This is a genomic window from Rhizobium gallicum bv. gallicum R602sp (assembly GCF_000816845.1).
Taxonomy (GTDB): Bacteria; Pseudomonadota; Alphaproteobacteria; order Rhizobiales; family Rhizobiaceae; genus Rhizobium; species Rhizobium gallicum.
Genome location: NZ_CP006877.1, coordinates 539,697 through 561,350, shown reverse-complemented (window position 1 = coordinate 561,350; position 21,654 = coordinate 539,697). Strand labels below are relative to the sequence as shown.

Below are 21,654 nucleotides of genomic sequence, written 5' to 3'. Positions count from 1 at the left end.
TGCAGCGCTCGTAGGACACCTCCCCTACCCGAGGCTGGGAATATCCGACCGACCTTAGGCCGGTGTCAACACATCTCCGACCTGGATATAGCACGACTTGGCCTTCGCAGCCTTCTCCCTCAGAACAGCCAGCTCTTCAGCAAGCAGTTCCGAGGCGATCTTCTGGACTGCTGCCTTCAACCGATCCTCGACTTCGAAACTGTCCAGCATGTAACTGGTTATTGCGTCTTTCATCAGTTCTTCGATGGCAGGATCATTCTGCTCCAGCGTCTCAGTCATACTGCGCTTCCTTTGGTTGCGGGCATTTCCCTTCAGTTGGCACCTTTGAAGCTAGTCCCAAGCGTTATCTCGGTCCATAATACTTGCGGAAGACTTTCTGAATTCTAGGCATGCTGACTTCCGCCTTTGGTTTAACCCGCTCCACCAGATTGCCGGAAGCTGTCGCGCTTAAACTTCCTCGGTGGGGGATTGCAGATGCGCAGGAAGCCTTACCCTGCGAGGCTTTGGCGCAGATCGCAGTGGCTATTCCAGATTGGAGACCCGGCTGATAGGATTGAAAAGATCAAAGTCCGCGCCGAAGGCCCGGTGGGAGTGTTTGGATCGGCTGGTTTTTCCTCCCTATTCTGAAGTCACTTGCAACGATTCTAGCCGATTCGCGCAAGCGCTTGTCGACGAGCCAAGGCATTGCGGACCTCGAGTTCCCGCCAGTTGGCCGACCTAGCAGCTTTATTGACGCAAATATGGATTTGGCGACGTTTCGATAACTCAGAGGGGACTTTTTTGCGACCTCATGAACCGCTTTCGCCATTGTTGCTGAGAGCTAGCGCAGAGCCGATGCAATCAAGCAAAACCTTTTCACCAAACGGTTTTGTCAGGCAGCCGACGATGTCCGCGCCCAAGGCAGACGCGCGCACATTCTTTTCCGGAAAGGCGGTGATCAAAACAGTCGGAATGCTCTTGCCCAGCGCGACGAGCCGGCGGTGCAGATCGAGCCCGCTCATTCCGGGCATATTGATGTCCGTCACCAGGCAGGCCGTGCAGCGGATATGGGGGAACCTCAAGAAATTATCCGCGGATGAAAAGGTCTCGGCGTCAAATCCCATCGACCTCATGAGCCCCTTGATAGCCTCGCGCATCGACTCGTCGTCGTCGACGATCGCAATCAGAGGTTTCTTGGTTGGCACTGCCGCCTCCCGACTTCGCCGATCGGCGCTGTACCGAATTGGCGTTGTGGCGCGCTTGAATGGATGGGTTTAGTATCTGACGGCGACCAAGGCATCGCAAGCTATACGATCGTATAGATTGTGTGAGGCCTTGCGGCAGCAACGAGTGCGGCATCTGCCCAGGAGCGCCCGCAACATATCGCCCGCCCGAAGGGACCCTTGATCGCGCGGTGGCCGCCTGAGCTTCCGATTGAACGCGACCACCCGGCCGAAGAGGCGTTCCCAGGCGACGCTTTCGCTCAGACCTGCCTGCGTCAAGGAGCGTGGTCGCAAGTCTGAACGCCGGCTTGTCGTGGGCCCTAGTCGCCGTCTCGATGAGCTGGCAGACGGCGGCAATGGTCCGGGCGTAGACCGTGCCGGCGAGAGGGTTGCATCGGTGCTCGAAGATCAGTTTCATCCCGCTTGGCTGCCGTGCCGGAGCGAGCATCACTCGGCACAGCGTCGCTAGCGCTTGGTTTGCCTGCCCCGCGCCGCTCACACTTGCGCCACCGTCCCTCGTAAGGCAGGCGCCGGCCATAGCGCATCGGCACGCTGTGGCAGATTGCAGGACGCGCAAGCGCTCTCGTGGGCAGCCCGCATTTAGTCTTGTGGCTGAAGTTATTAGCGCGCATTCTGGTGCGCGAAAAAATTCCGTTTCGGCAGCGACGAAGGAGAGAGGAGGAGTGTTCTCATCGCGTCAATGGCGTTCTGCTGGTTGGGCTTTGCCCGCTGTTGCTGCAGTGGGTGCAGATCCTGCACGTCCCAATGCTCCGGTTGAACTTGGGGGGCGCTGACGATGACCGAGGCAACCATCATTGTCATCGATGATGACCTGGAAATCCGCCAGGCGCTCGGCAGCCTGCTGCGTTCGGTCGGTTTCGACGTGAAACTCCTCGCCTCTGTGGACGACTTCCTCAGGTCTGGACGACCCAACGGACCGACCTGTCTCGTGCTCGATGTCCGGCTTCCGGGACGAAGCGGTCTTGATTTTCAGCTTGAGCTGTCGCGAGAAAATATTCAGCTGCCGATCGTCTTCATCACCGGGCATGGCGACATTCCCATGTCTGTCCAGGCGATGAAGGGGGGCGCAGTCGAGTTCCTGACGAAACCGTTCCGAGACCAGGATTTGCTCGATGCCGTTCACGTCGGCCTGGCGCGCGACCGCGTGTGGCTTGAAAATGAAAAGGCATTGGCGACGGTACGCGCGCGTTTCGATAGCCTGACCCCGCGGGAGCGCGAGGTGATGGCTTTGGTGGCGACCGGACGGCTCAACAAGCAGATTGCCGGTGATCTAGGCGTGAGCGAGATTACCGTGAAAGTTCACCGCAGCCAGGTCATGCAAAAGATGGGAACCAAGTCCCTACCCGAACTCGCGCGTATGGCTGATAAGCTGATGCTCGCGCCGGGAAAGCCGCAAACGCACTCATAAAGGTCTTGGCCGCGCGTATAGTTCACCCCCTCCTCAGTGATAATCGATCCTTCCTGGCGGCCAATAGCTCGGGCGGGGGCCCTCCTCTATGATGCGGGTTCCTTCCTCCTCCCAGGCCGTATCGCCCCCGATCGGCCCGCCTTGAGCCTCCCAACCCCCGGGAGGCTTCTTTTTGGATCTCGCATGGCAAGCAAGGTCGCGCGCTCAAGACCGACCGAATGGATTTGGATTTGCCTATAAGATCGCACCACGGCATGTCGGGCTGCCGGGGTTACGGTTAACAAGTGCTCTCTGCCAAGTTCGGGTTGTTGAAGACAAAAATGAATGAACTGATGGTGATTAACAATGGCGATGTCGGGAGAGAATGCCGTGCGATTCGAAGGACCAATCCTCGTCAAAAGATACGATGGCGGCCGAATGGGATATGAGCCCACCAACGAGGTCCGCATGAGCGCAAAGGTGCCGGAGCGCCACCGCTAGTGCAGCTTCGGCCAAAGTGGAGTCTCCACAGCTGCACTATCTTTTGATTGTATGCAATTCCGGATCGATCCACACTCTTCCTGGATTTGTTCTAGGGGTCGGGCCTCCGTGCTGACGACGAACGCGATCTTTGTCTGCGGCGTCTCGATCATACGCGACGCCGCATGGGGTGGCAGCCGAACTCAAGGTGTCTATAGTGAGAAGGAATCCCGCGCCATGATGCGTTGGAGGCTTCTTCGATGCATACAAAGCGTGCGTGCAGTGCGCGATACGTTCGCCCCGCACATGGTGTAAATTCTCTTAATATGCTCGATGCGAACCGCCTCGGGGCACGAAATCGTATCAGGTATCGGCGCGGAATCGAGATTTCGTCCGAGCAGCACGGCGAGCACGACATCGACCTCCATCGGCTTCGGCAAAACGTCACTTGCTCCTTCTTTGACGGCACGGACCGCCGTGCTGATGTTGCAGTAGCTACTTTGGACCACGACGCGTGTAGTGCCCAGATTTGCCAACGCTTCGACGATCTCAAAACCATTGCCGTCAACGTATTTGAGTTCAATCAGTGCGAAATCGGGCACGTCGCTTTCAAGCTGCGCCTTGGCTCCGGCAACGCTCGTGGCCAGCCGAACCGCCAGTCCCTCAGAAAGGAGACGTGCAACAAGAGGGGAAAAAACGTCGATTTCCGGATCCGCGACCAACACACTGGCTGTCTTCGTGTTGGATGCCGAGGACGCGTCGGGGACAAAGTATGGGGATACCATCATGACCGCTCCCTGTTTCAGGATCGCTTCGAGTCTAAGACAAGGCGGCTGGAGAGGACATTATACGCTTGGATAGGTTTCAATAGCCGATGGTAGTTGACAGTGCCTGCTTCAGCTGGCTAACGCGCCTGGAGCGACGGTGGTATTGCCGATCCATGAACATGCCACTCGCTGAGCAGAAGTTCGCGGATGCGTCTCTGTGCGGGTACTCCAAAGTATCGCAAGAATAAACCACAGGATAATTTTCCGTCGTCTTTTCTATCACTAGTCTCTACTCGTTGCCTCAAGACAGGCAGGTAGCGAATTTCCCCTTGCTACCAATAAGCTTCGCCGCCTCCTCCCTCCGAAGCTCTGCGGGTCCACGATCCGCCCGGCCGCCCGGCCGCCGCTGGGCGGCCTTTCGTCAGCAGCAGCGGACCATGGATTGAGAGGGCGGGTGGTCGCCGCTCGGCTGATGCGCTGGGACGAACAGGCGAGATGTGGTAAGAAGGCAGGGAAATGATTACGGTTCGTCACATGTGCTCGCTTTGGCCAATGTGATTGGACGGATCTCCGTAACGAGAGTGGCAGTGCCAAATGAGACAGGCGAGGTGACGAAGTCAGCAAGTAAGCACATCCTCTTTCGTCAGCGTTGGTGGAGATAGCAGTTTGGAGGTTTTCTGGGAGGATGGTGATCGCGTGTTCCACCGGGAACGGCGCCGGGGCGCCGACGGCAAGTGGAACCCGGTACTGGTCGTGCTTCCTGCCCTCGAGCACCCGACACTTTCAAGCCTCGAACGCCTCGACCATGAATTTGGATTGAAGGATGAGCTCGATAGCCCATGGGCGGTGCGACCGCTTGAGTTGGTGCGCGAAGGCGGCCGGACCATGCTGGTGCTTGAAGATCCGGGCGGCGAGCCGCTCGCCAGGCGGCTCGGAACGGCGATGGAAACGGAGCTTTTCCTGCGCCTCGCGATCGGCATCGCCGCTGCGCTCGGTAAGGCCCACCAGCGCGGCCTCGTCCACAAGGACATCAAACCGGCCAATATCCTGGTAACGGGCTCGGACGCCGAGGTGCGACTCACCGGCTTCGGCATCGCCTCGCGCCTCTCCCGCGAGCGGCAGGCGCCAGAGCCGCCCGAAGTGGTCGCCGGAACGCTTGCCTATATGGCCCCCGAGCAGACCGGGCGCATGAACCGCTCGATCGATTCACGCAGCGACCTTTATGCCCTTGGCGTCACCCTCTACGAAATGCTGACCGGGAGCCTGCCCTTCGCCGCTTCCGACCCGATGGAATGGGTGCATTGCCACATTGCACGGCAGCCGATGCCGCCCAATGAGCGGACGGCGGATGTTTCACCGGCGGTCTCGGCCATCGTCATGAAGCTGCTCGCCAAGACGGCCGAGGAACGATACCAGACGGCAGGCGGCGTCGAGCACGATCTGAGCCGCTGTCTCAGCCAATGGGAAATGCAGTGCCGGATTGACACATTCCCGCTCGGCGAACGCGATATCCCGGACCGCGTTCTGATTCCCGAGAAGCTGTACGGGCGGGAGCGCGAGGTCGAGACCTTGCTCACTGCCTTCGACCGCGTGGTATTGAGCGGGGCGCCGGAACTGGTGCTCGTCTCTGGCTATTCCGGCATCGGCAAGTCGGCGGTGGTCAATGAACTCCACAAAGTACTGGTGCCGCCGCGCGGGCTGTTCGCGTCCGGCAAATTCGACCAGTACAAGCACGACATCCCTTATGCGACCCTGGCGCAGGCCTTTCAGGGCCTCCTTAAGGGGCTGCTCGCCAAGAGCGAGGCCGATTTGGCACCGTGGCGCCAGGCGCTGAGCGAAACGATGGGGCCGAACGGACAGCTGATGGTCGATCTCGTCCCCGAACTGAAGCTCATCATCGGCGACCAGCCGCCGGTCGCTGAACTTCCGCCACAGGACGCGCAACGGCGATTCCAGCTGATATTCCGGCGGTTCATCAGCGTCTTTGCCCGGCCCGAGCATCCGCTCGCGCTGTTCCTCGACGATCTCCAATGGCTCGATACGGCGACACTCGACCTGCTGGAGGACCTGCTGACCCGGTCGGATCTGCAACAGCTCATCCTGATCGGTGCCTATCGCGACAACGAAGTCAGCGCCGCCCATCCTTTGATGCGCAAGCTTGACGCGATCAAGACCGCCGGCGGAAAGGTCGCGGAAATCACGCTTGCGCCGCTTACTCGAGACCATCTCCGGCAATTGATTGCCGATGCGCTCCACTGCCAGCCCGAGCGTGCAGCCCCGCTCGCACAGATGATGCTCGACAAGACCGGCGGCAATCCGTTCTTCGTCCGTCAGTTCCTGTTTTCGCTCGCCGAAGAGGGAATGCTCACCTTCGATCATGACGCGGCATGCTGGTCCTGGGATCTCCAGCGCATTCACGCCAAGGGATACACCGACAACGTCGTGCACCTGATGGTCGGCAAGCTCGCGCGCCTTCCGCCCGAAACGCGGGAGGCGTTGCAGCAGTTCGCCTGTCTCGGAAACATCGCAGATACCACGATGCTTTCACTCGTCCTCGAAACCCCGGAGGAGCAAGTCCCCGAGGCCCTGTGGCCTGCCGTCGCTCATGAACTGCTCGAACGTCTGGCAGGCGCATACCGGTTCGTCCACGATCGCGTTCAGGAAGCTGCCTATTCGCTGATCCCGGAGGAGCGGCGCGGCGAGCTGCACCTTCGCATAGGGAGACTGCTTGCGGCGAATACTGCGCCGGAACTGATTGACGATAATGTCTTCGAGATTGTCAGCCAGCTCAATCGCGGGGCCGCACTGATCACCTCAGCTGAGGAGCGCGAGCAACTGGCGAAGTTCAATCTGCTGGCCGGCAGACGCGCCAAGGCCTCGACGGCATACGCCTCGGCGCTCAACTATTTTGTTGCCGGCACGACACTGCTGCCGGAAGACGCCTGGGAGCGCCAGCAACAACTGGCGTTCGCGCTTGAGCTGAACCGAGCCGAATGCGAGTTCCTCATTGGCGCGCTGGCGGACGCGGAGGAGCGGTTAGCACTGCTTTCCAATTGTGCTGTCTGCACCGACGACCAGGCTGCTGTCGCCTGCCTGCGCATCGATCTCTACGCTGCGCTCGGTCAGACCAGTCGCTCCGCCGCCGTTGGTCTCGACTCCCTGAGGCAGCATCTCGGCATCGACTGGTCGCCGCATCCGGCCGACGAGGAGGTGCAACGAGAATACGGCCGGATCTGGTCGCAGCTCGGGAGTCGCGCAATCGAGGAGCTCATTGATCTGCCGTTGATGAGCGACCCAGCATCCTCCGCGACGCTGGATATCCTCACCCGGCTCGTTGGGGCGGTATGGCATACCGATGCGAATCTTGCGTGCATGGCGATCTGCCTGGCTGTTAATCTGAGCCTCGAGCGAGGCAACAGCGACGGTTCCTGCTACCATTATGTGTCGCTTGGCTATATTGCCGGACCGCGCTTCGGCGACTATGCGGCCGGATTTCGATTCGGTCGGCTTGGCTGCCAACTGGTCGAAGAGCGCGAACTGAAGCGCTTCCAAGCCAGGACTTATAAAGACTTCGGGGCCCATGTCATACCGTGGACGAGACATGTCCGAACCGCCCGCGACATCTTGCGGCGAGCGCTTGAAATTGCCAACCAGAGCGGCGACCTCACGTTTGCCGGATACAGCTATGCCAGTTTGAATTCGAACCTGCTGGCGGCGGGAGATCCGCTTGTGGAAGTGCACCGCCAAGCGGAGATTGGCCTTACGTTTGCACGGAAGGTGCGGTTCCAGTTCGTCATAGACCTCGCCAGCGCGCAACTCGGCCTCGTCCGGACGCTGCGCGGGTTGACCCGGAAATTCGGCTCCTTCGATGACGACGGATTTGACGAAACTGAGATCGAACGCCGGTTTTCCGACGATCCGAATTTGATTCTTGCGGAAACCTGCTACTTCGTCAGAAAACTCCAGGCGCGGTTCTTTGCGGGCGACTATGAGGCGGCCGTCGATGCTTCATTGCGGGCCCAGAGGCTTCCATGGACATCGGTGTCGCATTTCGAAGAAACGCCGGAACATCATTTCTATGGCGCCTTGGCCCGCGCCGCATGCTGCGATTCTCCTGTGGCTGAACAGCGGGCGCGGCATACGGAGGCTCTGGTCGCCCACCACCGACAGCTTCAGATCTATGCGAAGCATTGCCCCGAGAATTTCGAGAACCGAGCCGCGCTGGTCGGCGCCGAGATAGCACGCCTTGAAGGCCGAGACATCGACGCCGTGCGTCTTTACGAACAAGCAATCCGCTCAGCGCGCGCCAACGGCTTCATTCATCACGAAGCCCTCGCATATGAACTCGCCGCCCGCTTTTATGCGCAAGGAGGTTTCGAGGACTTCACTCGTCTCTATCTCCGCAACGCGCGTGGCTGCTATCTGCGCTGGGGCGCCGACGGTAAGGTGCGGCAACTCGACCAGCTTTATCCTGACCTGAGAGGGGAAGAACGCGCTCCTGCTCCAACCAGCACCATCGGCGCACCGATCGAGCAACTCGATCTCGCAACCGTTATCAAAATCTCGCAAGCCGTTTCTGGCGAAATTGTCCTTCAAAAGCTGATCGACACGGTCTTGCGCACCGCCGTTGAGCAGGCGGGGGCCGAGCGCGGCCTGTTGATCCTGCCGCGTGGCGGTCAGTCACGGATTGCGGCGGAAGCCACGACCGGCGGCGACACGGTCGTGGTGCAGCTGCGTGACGAGATCGTCACCGCGAGCACGTTGCCGGAATCGCTCCTTCATTATGTCTTACGCACAAGCGAAAGCGTGGTTCTCGGCGACGCCATGGCTCAGAATCCATTTTCCGCGGACCCCTACATCCGTCAGCACCATGCTCGTTCCATTCTTTGTGTGCCGTTGCTCAACCAGGGCCAACTGACCGGCGTACTCTATCTTGAGAACAACCTCGCCCCTCGGGTCTTCGCGCCGGCCCGGAGCGCGGTGCTGAAGCTGCTCGCCTCTCAGGCGGCGATCTCACTGGAGAATACCCGGTTGTACCGCGATCTCGCTGAACGCGAAGCTAAGATTCGCCGCCTCGTCAAGGCCAACATCATCGGGATCGTCATCTGGAATATCGAAGGTCGCATCCTTGAGGCCAACGACGCCTTCCTCCGCATGGTGGGCTACGACCGGGAGGATCTTGCCTCGGGTCGGTTATGCTGGACGGACCTGACGCCGGCCGAGTGGCGCGACCGCGATGCCCGGACCATCGCAGAGCTGAAGCTGATCGGGGCAGTCCAGCCGTTCGAGAAGGAGTACTTTCGGAAAGATGGCAGCCGTCTGCCCGTGCTGATGGGCGGTGCACTGTTAGAAGAGAGCAGGAACGAAGGTGTCTCTTTCGTCCTCGATTTGACGGAGCGACGGCAGGCGGAAGAGGCGTTACGCGAGAGCGAGGAAGCCTTGCGCGAGGCGCAAGGGCAACTGGCCCACGCAAACCGCGTCGCCACCATGGGGCAGCTCACAGCCTCCATCGCCCATGAAGTCAATCAGCCGCTCGCCGCGTCCCTCACCAATGCCCAGGCGGCCTTGCGCTGGCTTGGCACCTATCCGCCTAATCTGGAGGAGGTGGCTCAGGCGCTCGGCCGGATCGTCGAGAACGCCAATCGAGCCGGCGATGTCATTGGCCGGATCCGCGCCTTGGTCAAGAAGGAGCCCCCCCGCAACGGGCTGTTCGACCTCAATGAAGCCATTCGTCACGTGATTGCCTTGACCGGCAGTGAAGTGCTCCGGCAAGGCGTCACGCTGCGGACCGAATTCGCGACGAGCCTCCCGTCCGTGGAAGGAGATCGCGTCCAGCTGCAACAGGTGATCCTAAACCTGATCATGAACGCTATCGAGGCGATGAGCGGCATTAATGAGGAAGAGCGCGAGTTGCTGATCAGCACCGGGACAGAGGCCTCTGGAGGCGTGGTCGTCGGGGTGCGCGACTCGGGTCCAGGCCTAGACCCGCAAAGTATGGACCGCCTGTTTGAGGCCTTCTACACGACCAAATCCAGCGGCATGGGTATGGGCCTGACGATCTGCCGTTCGATCATCGAGGCTCACGGGGGCCGGCTGTGGGCCACCGCGAACAAACCTCGTGGGGCAGTGTTTCTGTTCACCTTGCCTCTCGAACGAGACGAAACCGCTGGTGCAAAGCATGCCGACCAAATGGCAATGTTGGGAAACTAATGGGACGAACGACTGGGTGAAGCTCTCGCGGCAATGCAATTCTCCGTCAAGAGTGAAGACCGTCTCACGAGACGACTGAGGCGCCGCCGAAGCTGAATTTCACCTTCATGATGCGGTCATCGGGCCAGTGCGGGTTGATTCAGAATAGCCAAGACGTCGACCATGGATATCCGCAAATGCGCCGTGCTGGGCGGCGCTCTCGCGCTTGCCAGCGTCTCGCGTTTCTATGTTGCATTCCCTCAGATCGTAAAATCCCAAGCGTTGTCATGGCTCTCCTCGGACGCTCAAGCTCACATCTGGTGAAGCGTCGGGCCAATCAGACGTTTCGGGTGGCCCAGTGATCAGCGCGCGTGTCTCGCAGGTGGCGGATCGACGAGACCTGCTCACGGTCGAGGAGCTTTGAAAGGCCGCGCACGATCTTGCCCGGAAGACCCGGGCCCTCATAGACCATGCCAGAATAAAGCTGCACCAGATCGGCCCCTGCCCTGATCTTTTCTAACGCTGTCTCCGCCGAGGAAACGCCGCCGACGCCGATGATCGGGAGCGCTGCGCCGACGCGCTTGCGCATTTTCGCGAGAACCGCGGTCGACTTCTCGAAAAGCGGCTTGCCGGAAAGACCGCCCGCTTCCTTCGCCTGCCGCTGATCCTTCAGACTGTCGCGGGCGAGCGTCGTGTTCGAGACGATCAGGCCCTCCAGCCCATGGGTGAGCGCTTCGGCGGCGATATCGTCCATGCCCTCCTCGGTGAGATCGGGCGCAATCTTGAGGAAGACCGGGATCGTCCGGCCCGATCTCGCGGCCTCTTCATCGCGGGCGGCAATTACGGCGGACAGAAGAGCGGCCAGGCTCTCACGTGCCTGCAGGTCACGCAGGCCCGGCGTATTCGGCGAGGAGATGTTGGCGGTGAAATAGCGCGCCACCGAATAGAAACGGCGGATGCCGGCCACATAGTCGGCGATGCGGTTTTCGCTGTCCTTGTTGGCGCCGATGTTGACGCCGATAATGCCCTGGCCGCGGATCGCCGACAGACGCCGGAAGGCGGCGTCATGACCCTCGTTGTTGAAGCCGAGGCGGTTGATAACCCCTTCGTCATCCACCAGACGAAAAATGCGCGGGCGCGGATTGCCTGATTGCGGCTTGGGCGTCACCGTGCCGATCTCGGTAAAGCCGAAACCGAGCTTCAAGAGGGCCTCCGGAACTTCGGCATTCTTGTCGTAACCGGCTGCCATGCCGAGCGGATTTTCGAAGGTGAGGCCGGCGACCGTCTGCACCAGCCGCGGATCAGGCGAAATACGGCAGGCGGGAACCAGGCCGGATTTAAGCGCGGCGATTGACATGCCGTGCGCCGTTTCGGGATCGAAGAGGAAGAGCCCCTTGCGGGCAGTGTGCTTGAACGCGCCGATCATGACAGGAGTTCCGGGAAGATATGCTGTCCGGCATCATCGAGCGGCAACGGCCTTTCCCAGATAACCGCCGAAAGCGGCAGTTCGGCATAAAGATGCGGGAAAAGATCGCCGTCCCTGGAGGGTTCGAAGATCAGCTTGTCGCCGAGCTTGCCGCTATCAATGGCAATGAGCAGCAGACCGGGCTGGCCTGCGAAAAACAGGGCCACGGTCCGTCGCACCTGCCTTTCCGTCGAGAGATGAATGAAATTGTCCTTAAGGTCGATGCCTGCGCCGCGAAAAACGCCGCTTTGCCTGGCTTCTTGCCAGAGAGCCTCGGTCACGATCTTGTAAACGACGGGTGTCACGCTCATGATGGCCTCATGCAATGGCTGATGCTGTAGGTGAGCGCTTTGCCGGAAAGGAACGGCGATGTCCACGGCTCCCCCATGAAAAACAGGATAGCCGCAACAGAAATCCGGAGGATCAATCATGAAGACGATCGCAATCGGGATTACCGCAATTCTTCTGCCGCTGACAGCGCTCGCCGCCGAGCAGGACCCGGCGCGCTTCCAGCTCGAGCGCAGCGGAGACCATTTCGTCCGCCTCGACAAGCATACCGGCGCGATGGCGCTTTGCGAGGAAAAGGACGGTTCGCTGGTATGCCGCATGGCGGCGGACGAACGCGCAGCTTATGACGACGAACTCGACAGGCTTTCCGACCGCGTGACTGCGCTCGAAAACAAGAGCATCGTCAACAAGGCGCTGCCCACCGATGCCGAGATCGACCGCTCGATCAGCATCATGGAGCGAATGATGAAGAGCTTCATGGGCATGGTGAAGCAATTCCAGGAGGAAGAAAAGTCCGCGCCTCTTCCGCAGAAGACCTGATTTGATGTAGTAGTATGAAGCAGAAGGCATGTGCGGCGCGTAGCCTCGCACATGAGGGGATGGAATCGAGCTCTTGGGAGGGAGTTTTCGATGCAGGAACAGACGATGATCATTGCGGACGACCATCCGCTTTTCCGGGATGCGCTGCGCCAGGCCGTGACCGGCATGGAGGGGCAGCACGCGATCGTGGAAGCCGGCGATTTCTCGGCCGCGCGTGCTGCCGCAACCGATCATCCGGACGCGGATATCATGCTGCTCGATCTTGCCATGCCGGGCGTCAGCGGCTTTTCCGGGCTGATGGCTCTGCGTGCCGAATTCGCCAGCCTGCCGATCGTGATCATCTCCGCAACCGACGACGCGACGACGATCCGCCGCGCGCTGGAACTCGGCGCTTCCGGCTTCATTTCCAAGTCGTCCGGCATCGAAGATATCCGCAGCAGCATCCAGACTGTGCTTGCCGGCGATATTGCCACGCCCGAGAATTATCGCGACGGCCATGAACAGGATCCGGACGTGGCCGATCTCATTCACCGCCTGCACACGCTGACGCCGCAGCAAAGCCGCGTGCTCACCATGCTCGGCGAAGGTCTGCTCAACAAACAGATCGCCTACGAACTCGGCGTTTCCGAAGCGACGATCAAGGCGCATGTCTCGGCCATCCTCCTGAAGCTCAACGTCGACAGCCGCACCCAGGCCGTCATCCAGCTCGGCAAGATCAACATGGCGATGGTCGCCTGACTCCAAGACAGGATTTTATTCCTCTTTTTACTTTACTCTGAGAAAGCTTGGCGTTAGTCTGCCTGCCGATTGGAGAGCGGCGCGGGGCGCAGGATCAGGCAAGATGCTGTCACACGAGCAGATTTGGACAGCGATCGACAGGCTTGCCCAACGGCATGACCTGACGCCGTCTGGTCTTGCTCGCCGGGCGGGCCTCGACCCCACCTCCTTCAACAAATCCAAGCGGCTGTCTGCCGATGGCCGCCTGCGCTGGCCTTCGACGGAATCGATTGCCAAGGTACTCGATGCGACAGGCGCCACCATGGAGCAGTTCATGGGCTTCATGCGGCCTGCAAACAACTTGTCCGGGCTGCCGGACGGCACATTCCCGTCGCAGGGAAGCTCCATTCCCCTGCTCGGCTTCGCACAGGCCGGTGCGGGTGGCTTTTTCGACGACGGCGGTTTCCCGGCAGGCCAGGGATGGGATGTGGTGGAATTTCCAGCCGCCCCCTCGCAGAAGGCTGGTGTCTATGCGCTCGAAGTGCAGGGCGACAGCATGATGCCGCTTTATCGCGACGGTGACGTGCTGATCGTCGAGCCGGGCGCGCAGGTGCGCCGCAACGATCGCGTCGTCGTCAAGACGCGAGAGGGCGAGGTGATGGCAAAGGTTCTACTGCGCCAGAGCCCGCGCTCCATCGAACTGATGTCTCTCAATCCCGAACATCCAAACCGGACGATCGAGCTTTCCGATGTGGATTGGATCGCGCGCATTATCTGGGCCAGCCAATAGGAAAATCTTCCATGCGGCCTGCAGCACTTCTGACAGCTGTTGCGGGAATAACAATCGTCGCCGGGGTGCTGGCGGCAGGCAGGGAGCGGTTTGGCGAACCGGACGCGGCGGCAACCGCGAGCGAAGAACCCGTCACAACTGCCAAATCCAAGGAGACTCCAAAGCCGCCGTTTGCCCTTCCCGATCCAAAGATCAGCATGAGCGCGCGGCCGGTTGATGAAGCCAGTCGATTTTATCCAGCGCAGGCGGATGGCAAGCCGCTCGAACGGGTTGCCACAGCCGAGCCGGAAAAGCCAAAGCCGGAGCCGCAGAAGGCCGCGACATTGCCGAGGCCGGTCGCCGAGAGTGCAGGCATTCTCGCCTTCGGAAACAGGAAGCTGCGCCTTGCCGGTATCGTTCCGACACAGGCCGACAAGGTCTGCAAAGAACCGGATGGGAACGAATGGCCGTGCGGCATGCTGGCGAAGACGAATTTTCGGCTCTTTCTGCGACTGCGCTCGGTCACCTGCGATCTGGAGGATGTCAACTGGACCGGTATCACGACCGCCTCCTGCAAGATCGGTGCGCAGGACCTTTCTCAATGGCTCGTCGAAAACGGTTGGGCGGATGCGGCGGCCGAATCGGCACTGATCGAAGCCGGTGCGAAGGCCAAAGCGGAGAAGAAAGGCATCTATGGTGAGGATCCGCGCAAGGGCGCGCCGCTGACGTTGCCGCCCGGACCGCCGCCGGACAATCCTCTCGATCCGATCTAGCGATCCCTTGTAATGGCGCACGGCAATTCCTAGACTCCTGCCGAAACAGAGGGAATGACCGAATGAACAAGCCGCTTTCCGCCCATGACGCGCTGATATACGTGATGGTGATGGCATCCGCTGTCGACAGCACGATGAACGACCGGGAAATGGAGCGCATCGGCCAGCTGATCGGCTTTCTACCGGTCTTCAAGGATTTCGACCACGATAAGCTGATTTCGATTGCCCGCGACTGCGCATCGCTGCTGGCCGGACCGGAAGGGCTGGATGTCGTTTTGGAAACGGTGAAGGACACGCTGCCTTCGCGGCTCTATGATACCGCCTATGCACTTGCCGTCGAAGTCGCCTCCGCCGACCTTTCGGTCAAGGCCGAGGAGCTTCGGTTGCTCAGCATGCTCCGCGACAGGTTGGAACTCGACAAGCTCACCTGCGCTGCCATCGAACGCAGTGCGATCGCCCGCTTCCGCAAGGGTTAAAAGAGCCCGTAAGGGAAATAACGCAAATAGATTTCCTGCAGGCGGCCGTTTTTGGAAAGCGCTGCAAGCGCGTGGTCCAATGCTGCGGTCAATACGCCGTCGTTCTGGCGAAGCATGATCGTCATGCCTTCCCCCAAAAACTGCTCCGACAGATAAGGGCCGTCGAAGAGCGCACAGCATTTTGCTGACGCCTGGGAGGAAACCCAGAAGGACAATTGCAGGGCATCGGCAAAGGCGGCATCCACCTTGCCATCCTTCAGAGCGGCAAGCATCGCTTCCTTGTTCTCGAAAGGCACGGCTTTTATTGCCGGAAAAAAGGCGGCAAGCATGGCCTCATGGACCGTCGCCTTGACGACGCCGACCTGACGTCCGGAGAGGGATGCGGCGGTATTCCCGTTGATCTGTGCCTTCGCATTGCGCACAAAGCGGGCCGGCAGCATGAGGTAGGGACGGGTGAAGGTGAACTGCTTTCGCAAGTCCGCGGTTACGGCCAGTCCCGCGATGACGGCATCGCCCTGGGAGGCTGCAAGCGCTTCCTTGAGATCGGCGAAGGGTAGTGCCTGGATCTGGCATTTCGCAGCAACTTCCAATTCATCGCAGATCTCGCGGGCCAGATCGATATTGAAACCCGCCAGCTTGCCGTTCTGATCGGTAAAGTTGAAAGGCGGGAAGTCGACTGAGGTGAGAAATCGGAGGCGGACGAGCGACGAAAGGTCCGGCTTGGCAAGTCTTTCGCGAGCATCAAAAAGCAGCGGCAGCGACGACGGCGTCTGCTGCGCAAAGCCAGGTGCCGCATACAATGCAGCTACTAATTGCAGTAAGGTTAAAAAAACCTTAAACCTTGTAGAGGCGAGGAAAGATTGTCTCATGTCCGGCTCGTGGGGTCGGGGCATCGTCGCTCGGTGATCCCTGTATCAGAGTCATGCGTTTCGGGGAATATGCGCCGGGCCGCACCGTCTCGACGATGGCAAACGGCAGTGCCGAAGTGCGGCAGATGGGTATCGTCGGCTTTAACGCGCGGCAACGGATATCCGGTCGGACAAAAGGCGCGTGCAGAGATCGGCCTCCTCATCCCGCCTAGCCGATCCTGTCGGCATCGATCTCTTCACCGTCTTCTGGGGCTACACCCTCTTCATCCTGCTCGGGCGAATTGAAGATGGTCAGCGGCAAACAGGCGACCCGGCTGCGATGGATTGGGTGCCGCTCGGCCGGCTCATGCTGTCCGCCGCCGGGTGGCGAGCCGTGCTAGAAGCTTTAGACGAACCTCTTCTTCCGGGACAAGACGCCCCATACTCCGAGCGAGATTCCACCATAGGAAATTGCGCGAAATGCGCGCCTCGCATTACTGGGGATCGGCCTTTGAACGTTAGGTTACCGTTAAGCAATATCGATTCTTATGCCGCAGACGACGACGGCTTTTTTCAGCCGGCTGCATGACGCGGACGTCGAGCCTCACCACATCATTTCGAACATGCCGCAGCTCTATGCCGAGTTTCGAACCATAGATTTTCGAGAGTACCGGGCAAGCAGAAGGCCTAAGAAAGCGGATATTTTCCATGCGAACACTGCTGAAGAACCTGAAAATTCGAACCAAGATCATGTCCATCCTCATGCTTCTGGGGATGATCGCCATGGGCGGTTTGATTTACGTCATCACCGAATTCCGTCATGCGGATGCGACATACAGCGCCTTCATCGACCATGAAGCATTGGCGGCCATGGAAGGCGCGCGCGCCAGCGCCTCTGTCGTCGCCGCCGTGCTGCAGACCACGAGGTTGGCGAGCCTGAAGGCGGGCACGCCCGCTTTCCATACCGCGCTTTCCACACCGAGCAAGCTGCCGCAAGCGCGTGACCGTCTTAACGAGGCGGCCGTTCTGGTGCCCAGCCGTAAGCCAGCGATAGACGATATTCTCAGTGGAATCGCCGAAGTAGAAACGATTTCAAACAAGGTCGCCGAAATGAGCAAGTCCGGCGACAGCGCCGCAGCCCAGATTGCAGCCGCTCAGCTGAACGCCAAGCTCACCGTACTGACACCGAAGATGACGGCGAATAACGATGCCTTGATGTCGATGCTCAACGATGGCGGAGACGCCGTTTCGGCAAGCGTCAATGACCGCATCAATCTCTGCCTTGCGATAGTCGCGGCGGCCGTTATCTGCGCCATCGCGCTCGGCGTCGTCATCGCACAGGCCGGCATCACGTCGCCGATGGCGAAGCTTCGTGAACGAATGACACGCCTTGCCGAAGGCGAGACCGACGGCGATGTGCCGGGCCTTGAGCGCCGCGACGAAGTGGGCCAGATGGCCGAAGCGCTCGAAGTTTTCCGCAACAACGCGATCGAGCGCATCCAGCTCGAAGCCCAGGCGGAAGTCGATCGCAACCTGACCGATGGCGAACGCCGCGAGCGCGACGCCCAGAAGGCTCGCGAAGCGGCGGAATTATCCGGCGCGGCAGAGGCGCTCGGCGACGGGCTGCGCCGTCTCGCATCGGGCGATCTTGCCTCGCATATCGATGTTCCGTTCGCAGAACATCTCGATGGATTGCGCCACGACTTCAACCATTCGGTCGAAAAGCTCAACGAGGCGATGCGCGCCGTCGGCGCCAATGCGCGGGCGATCGGCGTGGGGGCGAATGAAATCCGTTCATCGGCCGACGAACTTTCCAAGCGCACGGAGCAGCAGGCCGCCTCCGTGGAGGAAACCGCTGCCGCTCTGGAACAGATAACAACGACTGTAAAGGACGCCGCGCGCCGCGCGCAGGAAGCAAGCGAACTCGTTGCCCGCACCCGCGCAGGCGCCGAGAAGTCCGGCGAAGTCGTCCGCAATGCCGTCAAGGCGATGCAGCAGATCGAGCAGTCCTCGGCCGAGATCAGCAATATCATCGGCGTGATCGACGACATCGCCTTCCAGACGAACCTGCTCGCCCTGAATGCCGGGGTCGAGGCAGCACGTGCGGGCGAAGCGGGCAAGGGCTTTGCAGTCGTCGCTCAGGAAGTGCGCGAACTGGCGCAACGTTCTGCGAATGCGGCAAGGGAGATCAAGTCGCTGATCACCAATTCCGGCACACATGTCCAGACCGGCGTTGCCCTCGTCGGCGAAACGGGCAAGGCGCTCGACGCCATCGTTCATGAGGTGCAGGAGATCAACCAGCACGTCCACGCGATCGCCGAGGCTTCCCGTGAGCAATCGACGGGCCTGCAGGAAATCAATACGGCCGTGAACACCATGGACCAGGGGACGCAACAGAATGCCGCCATGGTCGAAGAGAGCACGGCAGCAAGCCAGAGCCTGGCAACGGAGGCCGCCGCGCTGAACGAACTGCTCGGCCAGTTCAAGCTGAGCGGAACGGATAGCTTCATCGCAGCGGCACGTCCGATGCCGCAAGCACCAACACGGCCTGCGGTGACCCGTCCGGCGCCGGTCTCAAAACCCGCAATCGGCGTGGCGACAATGAGCACGCGGCCCGCCGCTTCGCCTGCACGCGCACTTGGCCAGAAGCTTGCCGGCGCATTCGGCATGAACAGCGCTTCGCAAAACCAGGAAGCCGATTGGACAGAATTTTGAGAGCGGGGACCCGCCCGATCGTCTAGGTGCCCCACCTGTGGATCGAATGGCCGAACTGATAGGTGGCGTTTTGTACCGGCCCCTACAAGGCACGATCTGTTACCTGTGTCGCCGGGGCGGACACTGTTAGGTTGGTCGCGTTGATGGGAGTGGAACCGCAGATCCTGCTTTAGAGCACTTTTGATCGCACTCAGTTCCAAAGGCATGACAGCGGTGCTGCGAAGAGGCGCTCGCCGAAGGGAAGAACTGTGTCACCGTCGTAAAGCACAAGTCCCAGACGGAAATCTTTACCGGCCGCCTGCGCCACTTTTCGCAATCCCTTGAAATCACCGGCAGAGACTGTAGCGGATGCTTTGACTTCCATGGCCACAAGCGAGCCTACTTCATTCTCCATGACGAGATCGACCTCGTCCTGATCCTTGTCGCGATAGTGCGAAAGTCGAACCTCTGCACTGGACCAACTTGCGATTTTAAGAATTTCGGAGATGACGAAACTCTCCAGAATCGCTCCGAATTGCGAACGGTCGGCTGTAATCCGTTCAGAGCTTGCGCCGAGCAGAACGGACAACAACCCAGTATCTAGGAAGTGTAACTTCGGTGTCTTGACGATCCGCTTGAGATCGTTGCGAAACCAAGGCTCGATACGCCTTATGAGAAAGACGTGTTCGAGTATGCCGATGTAACGCCGTACCGTTTTGTCGTCGAGGCGGAGGTGACCGCCAAGCTGTGAGAAGTTCGTGAGTTGGCTCGCATGGCTGGCGAGCGCCCGTATCAATTGCGGCATCTGCTCGAGCTTGTCTACCTCAATGATGTCGCGCACGTCTCGTTCAATGATCGCTCGAGTGTATTCTCTCGCCCATGCCGCTCGACGGCGACTGTCGCGGCGGGCAAGAACCTCTGGGTAGCCCCCGGTTACGACAATATCGATCAGTTCCTTGCCGAGAGCCAAATTTGTTGGCTGGTGGATCTTGCCAGCGAAGGCGTCCTCGATGAAATCGACTTTATGTCCTTTGATTTCCGCTTGAGACAGCGGAAGCAAGGTAACGACTTCCATGCGCCCGGCCAAACTTTCCGCAATGGTCGGCATCGCAAGAATGTTGGCCGAGCCTGTTAGCAGAAAGCGACCGGGCCGGCGGTCATCATCCACCGTTCGTTTGATCGCTCGCAACAGGTCGGGCGCACGCTGAACTTCGTCAATGGTCGCAACGTCAAGTTCTCGAATGAAGCCCGCAGGGTCGGCACGCGCGGAAGCCAGTACCGTCTCATCGTCAAGGGTAATATAACGGCGGCTGTGATTCTTGAGCCCTCTTACGAGCGTAGTCTTGCCACATTGGCGAGGCCCGTTCACCATCACAACGGGCGTATCCGTCAGCGCAACGGTGACACGGTCATTTGCATATCGTGGATAGAGAGGCACTTGCGCGATCATCTTCGTCCAATTAGGATTCTTTCTGCGTCCATTTCGGAATTTATATGCGTCTATTTCGGATTTCAAGAGCGTCCATTTCGGATAAAGAGCTTAGGGCAGCTCGCATGCTCTTTTGATGGCATTGTAGCAGGAGCTGGCCAACAAAAACCCATCCTGAAAACTTTCAAGACTAAATTAATGCACTGACGACTGCCAGGAACAGCAGCCGAAGATCCGAGTAACCTGGTTCTGAAGGGCCGAAATTCGGCTGCTCGTACGAAGTCTTCCTGCAAAGCAGTTTGCGGTGAAAGCCGCCCTGCGCTGCAAGCTTGCGCCCCCGGGTCGGACAGAGAGAAGCTGGAGCGGGTGAAGGGAATCGAACCCTCGTATTCAGCTTGGGAAGCTGCTGCTCTACCATTGAGCTACACCCGCGATGACGGAAGCCTTCCAACAGATGGGTGTCGGTGTCAAGGCTCTCAGATGCGGAAGTGCTTCGAGAGTTTCAGGCCCTGGGCCTGGTAATTCGATCCAAGGCCGGAACCATAAAGGCTTTCGGGTTTCTCCAGCATGTGCTCGTAAACCAGGCGGCCGACGATCTGGCCGTCCTCGAGGATGAAAGGCACCTCATGGCTGCGAACTTCGAGAACGGCGCGGCTGCCCATGCCGCCGGCTGGCGCGTGGCCGAAGCCTGGATCGAAGAAGCCGGCATAGTGCACGCGAAACTCGCCGACGAGCGGATCGAAAGGCGTCATTTCGGCTGCGTAGTGCGGGGGAACGTGCACGGCCTCGCGCGAAACGAGGATATAGAACTCGTCCGGATCGAGGATCAGTTCATTGCGGCCGCGGCTGTAAAGCGGCTCCCAGAAATCGAATATATCGTGCTCAGCCTTCTTATCGACATCGACGACGGCCGTGTGATGCTTGCCGCGGTAGCCGATCAGGCCATCCGTGTCGCCCGCCAGGTCGATCGACAGCGCAATGCCGCCGCCCGAAACGTTCGGCTTGGAGCTTGCAACCAGCGTTTCCGCATCATGCAGCGCCTGCAGTTCCGGCTCGCCGAGAATTGAATGCCCGACCCGGAACCGTATCTGCGAGAGGCGCGAGCCGCGGCGCACGACGACTGGGAACGTGCGCGGGCTGATTTCCAGATAAAGCGGGCCAGAATAACCGGCAGGAATCTTGTCGAATTCCTGCGCGTAGTCGGTAATAACACGGGTGAAGATGTCCAGGCGGCCAGTCGAGCTCTTCGGGTTGGCCGAGGCGGACATTTCAGCCGGAAGATCGAGCCGCTCCATGAGAGGCACGATATAGACGCAGCCCGTTTCGAGCACGGCACCTTCGGAGAGATCGATGACGTGCAGGCTCAGCCGGTCGAGCTTGTCGGCAACGAGATGCGAGGGACCCGGCATGAAACTTGCCCGGACCCGGAACGCCTTGGCGCCCAGGCGCAGGTCCAGGCTGGCCGGCTGGATCTGATCGCGGTCCAGTTCCCGCTCACTCGTGAGGCGGCCCGTTTCTAACAGCGCAGCAATTGCGCGATCGGCCAAGATTCCAGTTTCCCGAGCCATCATGCTCCATCCATAATTTGCCTCAGACAAAACCAAACTCA

General features: G+C 59.9%; 16 protein-coding genes and 1 tRNA gene. 8 read left to right on the top strand and 9 right to left on the bottom strand.

What is annotated here, in order from left to right:
* Positions 1-54: 54 nt before the first annotated feature.
* Positions 55-279, bottom strand: coding sequence for a hypothetical protein (locus tag RGR602_RS02840; RefSeq protein WP_039843853.1), 225 nt, complete (start codon positions 277-279; stop codon positions 55-57).
* Positions 280-788: 509 nt separating this feature from the next.
* Positions 789-1,184 (bottom strand): response regulator transcription factor, encoded by a 396-nt coding sequence (locus tag RGR602_RS02835; protein ID WP_039843852.1) that lies wholly within the window; start codon positions 1,182-1,184, stop codon positions 789-791.
* Between the two features lie 808 nt (positions 1,185-1,992).
* On the opposite strand from RGR602_RS02835, the gene RGR602_RS02830 reads away from it, so the two are divergent.
* Entirely contained in the window at positions 1,993-2,631 is a 639-nt protein-coding gene (locus RGR602_RS02830; RefSeq protein ID WP_039843851.1) for a response regulator transcription factor, read from the top strand.
* Positions 2,632-3,302: 671 nt separating this feature from the next.
* Here the strand turns inward: RGR602_RS02830 and RGR602_RS02825 are convergent.
* A complete protein-coding gene (locus tag RGR602_RS02825) occupies positions 3,303-3,878 on the bottom strand; it encodes a response regulator transcription factor (RefSeq protein ID WP_082046483.1) in 576 nt (191 codons plus the stop codon).
* A 645-nt stretch (positions 3,879-4,523) separates the two neighbouring features.
* On the opposite strand from RGR602_RS02825, the gene RGR602_RS02820 reads away from it, so the two are divergent.
* Positions 4,524-10,067, top strand: coding sequence for a trifunctional serine/threonine-protein kinase/ATP-binding protein/sensor histidine kinase (locus RGR602_RS02820; RefSeq protein WP_039843850.1), 5,544 nt, complete (start codon positions 4,524-4,526; stop codon positions 10,065-10,067).
* Between the two features lie 316 nt (positions 10,068-10,383).
* On the opposite strand, the gene RGR602_RS02815 is transcribed toward RGR602_RS02820, so the two are convergent.
* Positions 10,384-11,472: a quinone-dependent dihydroorotate dehydrogenase gene (locus RGR602_RS02815; protein ID WP_039843849.1), complete on the bottom strand. Its 1,089-nt coding sequence runs from the start codon at positions 11,470-11,472 to the stop codon at positions 10,384-10,386.
* Positions 11,469-11,822: a DUF952 domain-containing protein gene (locus RGR602_RS02810; protein ID WP_039846607.1), complete on the bottom strand. Its 354-nt coding sequence runs from the start codon at positions 11,820-11,822 to the stop codon at positions 11,469-11,471. Before RGR602_RS02810 ends, RGR602_RS02815 begins: the two co-directional genes overlap by 4 nt.
* Before the next feature lie 118 nt (positions 11,823-11,940).
* Here RGR602_RS02810 and RGR602_RS02805 point away from each other — a divergent pair, with 118 nt between their 5' ends.
* From RGR602_RS02805 to RGR602_RS02785, 5 genes are all read left to right on the top strand, one after another.
* Positions 11,941-12,339 (top strand): hypothetical protein, encoded by a 399-nt coding sequence (locus tag RGR602_RS02805; protein WP_039843848.1) that lies wholly within the window; start codon positions 11,941-11,943, stop codon positions 12,337-12,339.
* A 90-nt stretch (positions 12,340-12,429) separates the two neighbouring features.
* Entirely contained in the window at positions 12,430-13,077 is a 648-nt protein-coding gene (locus RGR602_RS02800) for a response regulator (protein WP_039843847.1), read from the top strand.
* 103 nt (positions 13,078-13,180) lie between these two features.
* On the top strand, positions 13,181-13,846 hold the full coding sequence (locus RGR602_RS02795) for a S24 family peptidase (RefSeq protein WP_039843846.1): 666 nt from the start codon (positions 13,181-13,183) through the stop codon (positions 13,844-13,846).
* Positions 13,847-13,857: 11 nt separating this feature from the next.
* Positions 13,858-14,598: a hypothetical protein gene (locus tag RGR602_RS02790; protein ID WP_039843845.1), complete on the top strand. Its 741-nt coding sequence runs from the start codon at positions 13,858-13,860 to the stop codon at positions 14,596-14,598.
* Between the two features lie 62 nt (positions 14,599-14,660).
* Positions 14,661-15,074, top strand: a complete 414-nt coding sequence (locus RGR602_RS02785) for a tellurite resistance TerB family protein (RefSeq protein ID WP_039843844.1) — start codon at positions 14,661-14,663, stop codon at positions 15,072-15,074.
* Here RGR602_RS02785 and RGR602_RS02780 read toward each other — a convergent pair.
* Positions 15,071-15,943 (bottom strand): transporter substrate-binding domain-containing protein, encoded by an 873-nt coding sequence (locus RGR602_RS02780; RefSeq protein ID WP_039843843.1) that lies wholly within the window; start codon positions 15,941-15,943, stop codon positions 15,071-15,073. The two genes, RGR602_RS02785 and RGR602_RS02780, sit on opposite strands and share 4 nt — an antisense overlap.
* 696 nt (positions 15,944-16,639) lie before the next feature.
* Here RGR602_RS02780 and RGR602_RS02770 point away from each other — a divergent pair.
* Positions 16,640-18,637: a methyl-accepting chemotaxis protein gene (locus RGR602_RS02770; RefSeq protein WP_039846606.1), complete on the top strand. Its 1,998-nt coding sequence runs from the start codon at positions 16,640-16,642 to the stop codon at positions 18,635-18,637.
* Between the two features lie 190 nt (positions 18,638-18,827).
* Here the strand turns inward: RGR602_RS02770 and RGR602_RS02765 are convergent, their stop codons facing one another.
* From RGR602_RS02765 to RGR602_RS02755, 3 genes are all read right to left on the bottom strand, one after another.
* Positions 18,828-20,066, bottom strand: a complete 1,239-nt coding sequence (locus tag RGR602_RS02765; RefSeq protein WP_039843841.1) for an ATP-binding protein — start codon at positions 20,064-20,066, stop codon at positions 18,828-18,830.
* A gap of 337 nt (positions 20,067-20,403) precedes the next feature.
* Positions 20,404-20,477, bottom strand: a tRNA-Gly gene (locus RGR602_RS02760).
* A gap of 44 nt (positions 20,478-20,521) precedes the next feature.
* Positions 20,522-21,616 carry a 2'-deoxycytidine 5'-triphosphate deaminase gene (locus RGR602_RS02755; protein WP_039843840.1) on the bottom strand — a complete coding sequence of 365 codons (1,095 nt, stop codon included), beginning with the start codon at positions 21,614-21,616 and terminating at the stop codon, positions 20,522-20,524.
* Positions 21,617-21,654 lie beyond the last annotated feature (38 nt).